12 protein-coding genes are annotated in these 10,757 nt (G+C 58.5%); 3 read left to right on the forward strand and 9 right to left on the reverse strand.

Annotated elements, in window-relative coordinates; all coding sequences use genetic code 11:
• From JJE47_09590 to JJE47_09600, 3 genes are all read right to left on the reverse strand, one after another.
• Window positions 1-1,080 (reverse strand): AAA family ATPase (locus JJE47_09590; protein ID MBK5267672.1); only part of this gene is annotated, 1,080 nt, incomplete at its 3' end.
• Window positions 1,081-1,250: 170 nt separating this feature from the next.
• The gene (locus JJE47_09595; protein MBK5267673.1) at window positions 1,251-1,496 is read right to left on the reverse strand and encodes a ferredoxin; all 246 of its coding nucleotides are present in this window, start codon (window positions 1,494-1,496) and stop codon (window positions 1,251-1,253) included.
• 64 nt (window positions 1,497-1,560) lie between these two features.
• Entirely contained in the window at window positions 1,561-2,379 is an 819-nt protein-coding gene (locus JJE47_09600) for a tRNA (adenine-N1)-methyltransferase (GenBank protein MBK5267674.1), read from the reverse strand.
• 132 nt (window positions 2,380-2,511) lie between these two features.
• Between JJE47_09600 and JJE47_09605 the strand changes: the two genes are divergently transcribed.
• Entirely contained in the window at window positions 2,512-2,802 is a 291-nt protein-coding gene (locus JJE47_09605; protein MBK5267675.1) for a hypothetical protein, read from the forward strand.
• A 118-nt stretch (window positions 2,803-2,920) separates the two neighbouring features.
• On the opposite strand, the gene JJE47_09610 is transcribed toward JJE47_09605, so the two are convergent.
• The 5 genes from JJE47_09610 to JJE47_09630 all read right to left on the reverse strand — a co-directional run bounded on the left by JJE47_09610 (window position 2,921) and on the right by JJE47_09630 (window position 7,165).
• Window positions 2,921-3,223 carry a phage holin family protein gene (locus JJE47_09610; protein ID MBK5267676.1) on the reverse strand — a complete coding sequence of 101 codons (303 nt, stop codon included), beginning with the start codon at window positions 3,221-3,223 and terminating at the stop codon, window positions 2,921-2,923.
• A gap of 11 nt (window positions 3,224-3,234) precedes the next feature.
• The gene (locus JJE47_09615) at window positions 3,235-5,007 is read right to left on the reverse strand and encodes an acyl-CoA dehydrogenase (GenBank protein ID MBK5267677.1); all 1,773 of its coding nucleotides are present in this window, start codon (window positions 5,005-5,007) and stop codon (window positions 3,235-3,237) included.
• A 78-nt stretch (window positions 5,008-5,085) separates the two neighbouring features.
• Window positions 5,086-6,282 (reverse strand): hypothetical protein, encoded by a 1,197-nt coding sequence (locus JJE47_09620; GenBank protein ID MBK5267678.1) that lies wholly within the window; start codon window positions 6,280-6,282, stop codon window positions 5,086-5,088.
• Complete coding sequence (locus JJE47_09625) at window positions 6,279-6,707, reverse strand: pilus assembly protein (GenBank protein MBK5267679.1); 429 nt, start codon at window positions 6,705-6,707, stop codon at window positions 6,279-6,281. The genes JJE47_09620 and JJE47_09625 overlap by 4 nt, the downstream gene beginning before the upstream one ends.
• Window positions 6,704-7,165, reverse strand: a complete 462-nt coding sequence (locus tag JJE47_09630) for a pilus assembly protein (GenBank protein MBK5267680.1) — start codon at window positions 7,163-7,165, stop codon at window positions 6,704-6,706. Before JJE47_09630 ends, JJE47_09625 begins: the two co-directional genes overlap by 4 nt.
• A 548-nt stretch (window positions 7,166-7,713) precedes the next feature.
• On the opposite strand from JJE47_09630, the gene JJE47_09635 reads away from it, so the two are divergent.
• The gene (locus tag JJE47_09635; GenBank protein MBK5267681.1) at window positions 7,714-8,163 is read left to right on the forward strand and encodes a MarR family transcriptional regulator; all 450 of its coding nucleotides are present in this window, start codon (window positions 7,714-7,716) and stop codon (window positions 8,161-8,163) included.
• Entirely contained in the window at window positions 8,160-9,425 is a 1,266-nt protein-coding gene (locus tag JJE47_09640; protein ID MBK5267682.1) for an MFS transporter, read from the forward strand. Before JJE47_09635 ends, JJE47_09640 begins: the two co-directional genes overlap by 4 nt.
• A gap of 138 nt (window positions 9,426-9,563) precedes the next feature.
• Here JJE47_09640 and JJE47_09645 read toward each other — a convergent pair whose 3' ends face one another.
• Window positions 9,564-10,718: an FAD-dependent oxidoreductase gene (locus tag JJE47_09645; GenBank protein MBK5267683.1), complete on the reverse strand. Its 1,155-nt coding sequence runs from the start codon at window positions 10,716-10,718 to the stop codon at window positions 9,564-9,566.
• Window positions 10,719-10,757 lie beyond the last annotated feature (39 nt).

A 10,757-nucleotide genomic window follows, 5' to 3' on the forward strand; every position in this document is an offset into this window, starting at 1 on the left:
GACGATCGTCGACTCGACATCGGAGCTGACGCCCGTGCCACGGGTTCGGAACAGCGAGTCCATTTCATCGAAAAAGACGATAACCGGCACACCTTCGTCCGACTTTTCCTTGGCTCGCTGGAAGATAAGCCGAATTTGGCGTTCGGTCTCCCCAACATACTTGTTGAGCAGCTCAGGCCCTTTGATGTTGAGAAAGTAGGACCGGGCGTCCGATCCCTCGTCGGCGACCGCCTTCGCCAACGAGTTGGCGACTGCCTTGGCGATGAGCGTTTTGCCGCACCCAGGAGGACCGTAGAGCAACACGCCCTTAGGCGCTTCGAGGGAGTAGTCCTTGAATAGTGCCTTGTGACGGTATGGCAACTCAACCGCATCGCGGATCGCTTCGATCTGCTCTACGAGTCCGCCAATCTGCCCATAATCGATATCCGGCACCTCTTCGAGAACCAGTTCTTCGATCTCGGGGCGGGCCAATTTTTCAAACACCATGCCGGTGCGTGGCTCAATGCGCACGTGATCCCCGACCCGGATAAAGACATCCTTCATGGAGTCAGCCAGGGTGACAACCCGCTCTTCGTCGGAATGGGCCAGAACGACCAGTCGTCCGTCATCGAGTCGATCTTTGATGAGTACGACGTCACCGACCGGATCAAACCCACTGACGTCGATGATATTGAACGCGTCGTTGAGTAAAACATCCTGGCCGATCTTCAGCTCTTTCACTTCGATGCTCGGCTGAGCGGACACCCGAAGCTTACGTCCGGATGTGACCACATCGACCGTACCGTCGGGATGAACCCCCACGACGGAGCCATACGGATTTGGTGGGGCGGACAGCTTCTCGACCTCCTGTCGGAGGACGACCAGTTGCTCGCGGGCTTCCTGGAGGACGGCCGTCAGCTTGTCGTTCTGTTGGGCTGCCGCCAGCAAGTTGCCTTTGGTTTCAAAAAGTTGATCTTCGAGCAGGCGCAGCCGCCGCGGCGTTTCTTGCAGTCGGTAGCGGAGCGTCGAAAGTTCCTCTTCAAGTTGGCCAATGGTGGCGCGCAGCGCCATAACCTCGACGTTTTCGCTCTCAGGGGTCATGGCTCACCTCCATCACAGGCTCGTTGACATTCCTATCACCCTAGGACGGATCTGAAAGTTCCGTGGGTGATTCGAAGAAACTCGTAGGTATTTGTCGGCACTGCGCCGTCGCCCCTTTAACGGGAAACGTCCGGCGGTGGCCGGACGTTTCCTATAAAAGACAGCGTGCCTTACGGCTCAATGAAAATGCACTCGCCTGGGCATTCCTCAGCTGATTCGATGGTGATGTCTTCTTGGCCTGCGGGGACTACCGCCAGACCGGCCGCACCTTCGGGATTGCCCTCGGCTTTGGCGAAAATGGTGGCGCCTTCGCGGACGTAGGCAAGACCGTCGTCAAGCAAGACGAACACGTCCGGGGCAATTTCTTCACACAGGCCGTCCCCCGTGCAAAGGTCTTGATCGATCCACACCTTCATGGTTTTGTTCTCCTCATCACTTCTGAGTGTGCCATCCTACCGACAATGGGAGGAATGCACGCATTCATTCTTCCTCACTCTCATCGGCACCACCACCCCAGGACTGAACCCGACGGGCGACGGTCAGAAATCCCGTATGCCCGACCATCTGATGGTCGGGCCGCACCGAGCGCCCCTCGACATTCCAGGTTCGGATCAGGGCTTCGAAGTTCATGATATCGGTGAATGCGTGGGCTGCTTTGAGCGCCGTGACGGTCTGTTCCATCTGTGGAACGGTTGGAACATACGAGCAAAAAACCCCGCCGGGCTGAAGATGCTTGGCCGCGATGGCGGCGGCATGCCAGGGCTCAGGAAGGTCCAGAATCAACCGATCGGGACCGACTTCGGCGATCATATCCTCGACCTCGCCGATTCTCAGTTCCAGGTTGTCCGGAAGGCCCCCAAAAAACCTGGAAATGGACTTTTCAGCCTGACCAGCGTGGTCTTCCCGCCGATCAACGCTCACGACCTTACCCGTGGGGCCGACCGCCCGTACCAGAGCCATGGTGAGTGCACCAGACCCGGTCCCAGCCTCAAGAACCACCGAACCGGGAGCGACGTCCCCGTACACGAGGATCGGGCCGATGTCTTTCGGGTAAATGATCTGAGCTCCCCGCTTCATCTTCAAGATGTAATCGGTGAGTTTGGGCGGGAGCGCGATGAACTTGCCGCCGGAGGGGGTTTCAAACATCGTCCCATGAAGCGACCCGATTAGCTCGACATGGGGGATCGTCCCCTGGTGGGTCGTAAACTGCCCATTCGGGTCGAGCTTGACGAGGTATCGTCGCGACTTTGAATCAATGATCAGAGCGACATCGCCACTTTCGAATCTCGGGGAATCCACCTAGTTTCCGAAAACCGAAACGGCACTGGCGAAGGTGACGAGCACCATGGCGAGAACGATGACCCAGATGATGATTTTTCTCATGTTGTCGTTGTGCATAAGGTTGACATCCTACGAGATAGGCTCAAAAGCATGAATTTGGTTGGATTTGGTATCGAACGCCTGATGCGAGGGTTCCGCACCGGGGATCAAAAGATCATTGCGCTCGGGGTCGGGGCCGTGGTGCTGGCGATGCTTCGCAAACCTCCCAAGCGCGAGTTATTGGCGAGCTACCGTCTCGATCGAGGCGACAAATACGTCATCAAGCTGCGGGGACCGGGTCCGAAACGATCAGACTCAGACGAATCAAACCTTGTAGACCTCGACGATGGCGCCACCCTTGCGACCGCGGCGTCGACCGAGGAAGAAAACAACGAGGACTAGCAAGACGAGTCCTCCGACTGCCCAAGTCGCTCCCTGTTTGGCGGTCTCTTGCGTCTGCTTGACAGCCTCTTCGACCTCACGGGCTTTGGCCCGAATGTCCTCGACGGTCACCCCGTTGCTATTCGACATTCCGCTTCATCCTCCATCCGAGAATCCCAATTACCGCGATGAGAACACCCATGGCGATCAGGTAACCGAGAGCCGACGCAATGGGCCCATCTCCGATGACCCCCAAGATCGTCCTCAGCGTCGCCATCGAGAGCATCACCGCGCCGATCGCGAACAGCACGGCGGCTAGCAAGCCCATTCCCGCCGCCCTACCGAGGCGCTTGGCGGGTTCGATCGTCTCCTGGCGTACATACTGCTTGGAGAGGTCGACCAGCTGGCTGACCATCTGTGGGATTTCTTGTACGTTGCTCATAAGACCGAACCTTAGTATTGGTCGAGCGGGACAGCCATCAGGTCGTCAACGCTTCCTTCGACTGAGGACCGGAGACCCATGGCAGTTGGCAAGGTTTGCGACACGAAGAACGTGGCCGTGGCCAGTTTCGCGTCGTAGAAGCTCGCATCTGGCACCCCTGCGTCAAGTCGGGTTTTGGCCACCAACGCGCCCCGCGCCATCAGCCAGGCACCGACCAGGGTCGCCAGCATCCTGAGATACGGGGTGGCCCCTGCCAGGCGGTCGGCCACGGTCGCCGTTTGAAGCTCCTCGGTTACCTGGCTGACCGTCTCGACGGCCGCACCGAGATGCTCGGCCATACCGAATAGCTCGGCATCCTTGAGGACCTCAACTGTGTCGCGAATGTCCGACAAGATCCGCTCGATGACCGCTCCTCCGCTCATCGGGAGCTTTCGCAACACCAGGTCGACCGCCTGGACGCCGTTGGTTCCCTCATAGATCGGAGCAATTCTGGCATCGCGCCAGTGCTGGGCTACCCCGGTCTCCTCGACGTAGCCCATGCCGCCGAACACCTGAAGAGCGAGAGACGTCAATTCGACACCCAGATCGGTACACCATGCTTTTGAGAGCGGAGTCAAAAGCGCCACGAGTTCGCCGGCCTGACTTCGTATGGTTTCATCAGGGTGGGCGTGGGACTCGTCGATCGTTTTGGCGTTCAGGTAGATCAGTGCTCGCATGGCTTCGATGCTCGATTTCATCGTGATCAGCATGCGCCGTACATCGGGGTGGTTGGCGATGACGGTCGGCTCACCCGATTCGATCGCGGTGCCCTGGATGCGCTCCCTGGCATACTCGACGGCCTGTTGATAGGACCGCTCCGAGATCCCGAGACCCTCAAGGCCGACCGTCAGTCGGGCGTTGTTCATCATGGTGAACATGTAGCGCATTCCCTGGTGAGGCTCACCGACCAGGTGACCAACCGCTCCCCCGGCCTCACCGAATGACATGACCGCGGTCGGGCTGGCCTTGATCCCGAGTTTGTGTTCGAGGGACACACACCGAACGTCGTTCTTGGCGCCAAGCGTGCCGTCAGGGTTGACGAGGTATTTCGGAACGATGAAGAGGCTGATACCTTTTGTTCCCGGTGGTGCATCAGGGAGACGGGCCAACACCAGGTGGATGATGTTCTCGGCCATGTCATGTTCACCCCAGGTGATGAAAATCTTGGTGCCGGTAATCGCATAAGTTCCGTCGTCACGGGCGACGGCACGAGTGATCAAAGCTCCGACATCGGTCCCTGCTTGAGACTCCGTGAGATTCATGGTCCCGGTCCACGCTCCCGTGATCATCTTCTCGAGAAACATGGCTTTCTGCTGTTCAGAGCCGTGGATACTGAGCGCCTCAATCGCACTGTGACTGAGCATCGGACATAATGAGAAGGCCATGTTGGCTGACGTGGCGAACTCCTGGTTGGCGATCCCAACCAGCCAGGGAAGGCCACCACCGCCGTAGTCGGGATCGAACTGGATCGCTGTCCAGCCAGCCTCCTGATAGCGCCGGTAAGCTTCCCTAAACCCGGGCGGGGTCGTGACGTTGCCCTCCGGGTCTAGCGCGCTCGGCTGTTGGTCACCGATCTGATTGAGGGGGGCGACCACCTCGGCGTTGAATCGTCCCGCCTCAGCCAACAAGCCGGCAACATCGTCGGCATCGACGTGCGAAAAGGGTTCAAGAGTCAACAACTCGCTCAGACCGAGGAGTTCGTTCATCACGAACAAAATGTCACGAAGCGGGGGCCGATAGCTCATTGGAAGAAGCCTAGATGGCCTGGGCCGGCCGAAACCTCTGGCCGGGCCAAGCAGAAAAGGTTGGAACCACTCGAAGAACTACTTTTCGAGCCTAAGAGACGTCACTTCAACACCGGTGAACGAGTCGTCATAGGTGATACTGACGCCTGAACCGGACAAATCAATCCGATAGGCAATGATCGATCCATTGACTGAGGAGTTCGAGGCGCCACTCATGTCGATCCGCCCGTTAGGGGCATATTGGGCTCCTGACCACACGTGACTGGATCCAGACCATTCGATCGCGAGGTCGCCACCGGTGCAGTCCGGCACGCCCGGATTATTCGAGAACAAACCGAGTCCAGTCGAGTCGTACGGACTCGTAACCGTGTTGGCAACTCCTTGCAGCTTGATGAAACCGGTCGCCACAAACGTCCCAGAGTTGACGGTGATTGCACTCAAGGTGAGCTTGCCGTCCACAAAGTAGATCCCATCGGCCAGAGAACCACTTAGCGTGACATCCGTTGGGTAATAGTGGTAGCCAAGGCTATTGAGATTGTCGGGTCCGGCGAGTGGAGCTACCGGCCCTGCGGTAGGTCGATAGTCATCGATGTCCCATCCGCCCGGGGTGGGCGGGTAGCCGTTGGTGGCGACGTCCCATTGGTAGGCAGTCCCACCGTTGATCGGAGTGACGTTGTTGATAGTGGCCGAATCGACCCAGGTGATGTCGCCGTCCACCTGGCCGGGCGTGGCAGCCATTGCAGTGAGTAGGAGATCGTCATTGGAGTGAACCCCGCCGTAGATCGTGATCCCCGAAGCGTTGATCTTGAGTTCGTTTGGAGGACAGTTGGTGGCAGAGGCAAAGACGGCGTATCCGCCAAGTCCCGACTGCCGGACGCAATTCGCTACTGCCTCTGCGGCCACCGTCGTCGAACCTGCACCGAGAACTCCGGCAAAGAATGTTTCTTGGTTGCTTTCGACCCTTGCCTCATACGGGCCGAAACCCGGTGACGGGGCAAGATTTGTAATCGTCACGGTGTTGGTTACGGTGTCGTTGTTGAAACCGTTCTCTGCAGCAGCTTCCAAGCCGGCGACCTGCCAATCCTCATTTTCACAATCGGGACCGGCAAAGGCCGCCGCCAGGGCCGCCATGTCGGCGGCGCTTTGGGTGTCTCGACGCTCGTCATAGGCAACCCCACCGTCAATCGCCCATGCCAGTACCGAGAGAAAAAGCATCATCATGGATGCAACGAGAACGGCTGTCGCGCCCACCTCGGAGTCGATAAAGCGTTTCATGGAGTTGCCAAACAAGCTTGGGTAAAGACCGTTCCAGAGGCTTCAGCTACCAGCGGGATACCGCCCGGAAGCCACCCGGACACGAGGGGCGTGATCGGCATGATGGAGGTCGAGACGGTCACTGATACCGTCGGATAGGCCGCCAGTTGGGCACCGCCGACCTTGCCAGAGCAAACCACCGTGACATCACTCGGGGCGATCGTGATCGAGCTGGTCGAGAGCCGTACAGCCTCGACAATGTCATTCGCAGTGTCCCCCGCGTCCGTGCCGTGATAACTGGCAAACATGGCGCCCTCCTGGGCCGCCTCCTCAATCGCCATGTGGCCAAGAACTGCCCTTCCAAAGTCGACCAACCCGAGCACCATCAACAACATGATCGGCATGAGTAGAGCCATTTCCACCGCAGAAGCGCCCCGATCGTTCATACGTTCCCCGGGTAGATCGAACGCCGGTCGACGGCGGTCACCGAAATACCATTCAAGAATTGACCGACCAACGGGATATTGTTTAGGAGCGGATCGTAGGGAACGGTGATTGCCACGACGACCCGCCCACCGTTAGCGACGTCAGATACCGCTGGGAAGGGCCCGAAGTTGCAATTGTATGGCTCGGAACCTGTTCCCGGACCTTCGTCATACGTAACCGACACGTCGGGATTGTTGATCGTGACCAGGTTGATCTTCGCCCGGGCGGCATCGCGGATTCCGAGGCAATCAACGTACTGCGAAATCCCATTTGGCCCGATCCCAACGGCCGACCCGTACCGGGCGCCTTCACGAGCGGCCGTCTCAACGGCATTTGAATAGGCAACGAAGTGACCAAATTCGATGATGCCAAAGACGAGCGCAAACAACATCGGCATGATGATCGCAAATTCGGTCATTGCCACTCCGCGCGTATCACGCACGAAGGTTGTCCAGCCTCCCATGGCTGTCCTCCCAGACGCTACCCGAGTTCGATAATACCACTCTCAGTGATCACTCACAAGGCAGATTCTGGATACAAGGCGAGGCGCTGGGCCGACACTCCAGCAACAAAATAGCCAACAGCCGTCGCTTATGGCACGTGCGACATTCCGGTACCAGCAGACTGGTCAAGAATCCGGTTGGCGGCATACAGTAGTGGTGAGATAGGCATCCCCCTAGGTACAAACGTTGTGATCACCGACAACGAACAGGCCGGGTCCTTGTTCACATTTGAGGAGCGCATCGCCTACCAGTGGAACGCCGGATCCCAGGCAACCATCTGGCTGCCACCCAGACGATCACAACCGCTTTCGCGAGCAGAGTGGGGAAGTATTTCGAGCTACCCCTGCCGTCCCCGACCAACCGGCTTGGGACGAGGCCTGCACGTGCCCGTACGCTGGCGCAGTTGTTGGACATTGCCGAAGGTCAGGTCGGGGTCGAGTGCGGGTTTGATTAGCATGGCTAAGTGAGCTCTAATCGACAGACGCATCCACATATTGATCCCGCAGAAATCGCTGCCGCATTGCGACTGTCGATCGGGCGACTTGCCCGGCGTCTCAGGCAAGAATCGGTCGGCGACCTTACGCCGTCGCAACGTTCGATCCTTTTCACGTTGGACCGGCACGGACCTCTCCGAATGGGCGAGTTGGCCGCAATTGAGAAGATATCGGCACCAAGCGTCACTGGCATTGTCGGCAGGCTGGAAGAACGCGGACTCGTCGACCGCCAACCCGATCCCAACGACGCTCGCTCGACCTTGGTGCGGCCAACGGAAACCGCCACCACCATCCTCGCCGCCGCCCGCCAACTGCGCACGGCTTTTCTGACCACCCGACTAGCCAGCATGCAGGACTCCGAAATCAGCACTCTCGTGCAAGCCATGGCACTGCTCGACCGGATCGCTGCCGACGAATGAACTCTCCTCCATGGGTCAACCGAGCGTTCTCGGCTTTGACCATTAGAAACTTCCGTTTGTACTTCATCGGCCAGACACTGTCGGTGTCGGGTACCTGGATGCAACGAATTGCCCAATCGTGGCTGGTTCTTGAACTGACGGGCAGCGGAACGGCCGTCGGACTGGTCACAGCGGTGCAGTTCCTTCCAATGCTTCTTCTGGCCCCTCTGGGTGGCGTTGTGGCAGATCGCTTTGACAAGCGTCGGCTGCTCTTCATCACTCAGATCGCTGCGGCAGTACTCGCGACTGCACTCGGGCTACTCGTTGTCTTCGATCTTGTGGAACTCTGGATGGTCTATGTCCTGGCGGGATTACTGGGCCTCGTAGCAAGCGTCGACAATCCGACCCGGCAAACCTTCGTCCTTGAAATGGTGGATCGCGATCACCTCACCAGTGCGGTAAGCCTGAACTCGGTCCTGGTGAATCTGGCCAGGGTGCTCGGTCCGGCTGCAGCCGGCGTTCTCATCGTGACCGTCGGACTCGGTCCATGTTTCCTGGTCAACGCCAGCACCTATTTTGCAGTCATCGTCGCTCTGCTCATCATGCGCACCACTGAACTGCACACAATAGAACCACAGGGCCGGCGGGCTGGACAGCTTCGAGAAGGCCTCCACTATGTACGGTCGACACCAGCCGTATTGACGCCGCTCGTCATGATGGCCGTCATCGGCATGTTCGCCTACGAGTTCCAGGTGATTCTGCCGCTCCTTGCCAAATTCACGTTCGGCGGCGACGCAGGAACCTACGCGACGATGACCGCCTGCATGGGTGGCGGAGCCGTCGTTGGGGGTCTCGTAACTGCTTCTCGCCGGGGACGACCGGCCGTCGCACTTTCCCGAACGGCCGCCCTTTTCGGAGTTACCCAACTTCTCACATCTTTCTCGCCGACTCTGACCATCACTTTGGTGGCCATGGCGATACTTGGCGCAACCAGCATCGGATTTCTGGCATTGGGCAACGCCACTCTGCAACTCGCCTCCGAGCCAAACATGCGGGGGCGAGTCATGGGACTTTGGGCAATGGCCTTCCTTGGCTCAACCCCGATCGGCGGGCCGATCATCGGGTGGATCGGCGAACACATCGGACCACGATATGGTCTGGGACTGGGTGGAGTTGCCACGATTCTGGCAGCAGCCCTCGCCTACCCCCGCCTCGTGGCGATGGTTCCTACCCAGGACGGTGCCACCGGGTCCGAAGGACCAACGGCCAAGCTCGGCACCTAAGAACTCATACCGTCGAAGACTGGTGCGTCCGGTCCAACCCGACCAGCGCAAATATCAACGCAAAGCTGACCAGCTACATTGGCGGAAACGAGACGAAACCGAACTCCTCACCTAGGCACGAGACATTCCGGTACCGGCTTAACGGTCAAGAATCCGGTTGGCGGCATACAGTCCGGTGAGATAGGCATCCTCCAAGGTACAAACGTTGTGATCGCCGACAACGAACAGACGGGGTCCTTGTTCACATTTGAGGAGTGCATCGCCGACCAGGTGGAACGCCGGATCCCAGGCGACGTGCTCGACCACGGTCCAGGCCTTGAAGTACCTGGCGAAATCAGGCTTGTCTGACGCCGAACAAAACACAGTTGAACCATCGACCTGCCTGGCAATACCGAAGGTTGTCTCCCCTGGTGGGAAGAGTGTGACGATTGTTGTTGCCCACGGTGGAAGCAAGGTGCCTCTCACAAGGAACATATGGGCTGAAATCGGTTGCTTCACCGGTCCGAGATCGAGCAACTTCCCAGAAACACCCGTGGGAGTGGCGAGCACCACATTGTGAGCCGCATAGATAGCACCACTTCGAGTCTGGATCGAATAACCGTCATTCGTCCGGGAAATGCTCGTGACCGAATCAACCGACAAATGCCGTTCGAAACCGTCCATGAGAACCTCGGGGCGGAATGTGTACTCAAACATCGGAATAACGGTCGGAAGAACTGCGACCAGGAGCGTAAAGGCGTTCAGCCCATCAACGTCGGTAAACCCTGTTCCATGTATTGCCGGGGCAAGATAGGTCCTGGCAATGGTTGTGATCCGATGTCGGGCAATGAACTCATTGGCCGGTTCGCGGTACAGTTCTCGCAAATAGGTACTCGCTTCGATAACGGCTTCCTGTGACGTGTATTCGCACTCCCGCTGGAATGAGGCGTAGTGGCGCCGAAACTCGCTCATGAGTCGGAGAAACCGGACTGTCTCTGGTACATGCTTGAAGAGCGGCAGGTCACTTCTACTGAACGATTCTGCGCCGACTCCCCGCAGAATATCCCGCCTTCTGATGCGACGGCCCCGATCGACAAATTGGTTGACGTGGGTGTAATCGGCCCGCACGTAATAGGCGCCAAGATTGGCCGTGCCGTCGGCCGACCGGCGGACTCGGCCTCCGACGGACTCAGAGATCAAAAGAAAAGGACCTTGTCGATCGTGAAGTCGGCGGGCGCAGGCGAGCCCGGCGATTCCGCCTCCAACGATGACCGTTTCATGGGAAGTGACCAACGCGTCAGTCCGTCTCTCCACTCAGCCTTCAATAGCCACTTACCAACCCCTCGGCAGCGC

The sequence above is a fragment of the Acidimicrobiia bacterium genome, from assembly GCA_016650365.1.
In the GTDB taxonomy this organism is placed as follows: Bacteria; Actinomycetota; Acidimicrobiia; order Spongiisociales; family JAENVV01; genus JAENVV01.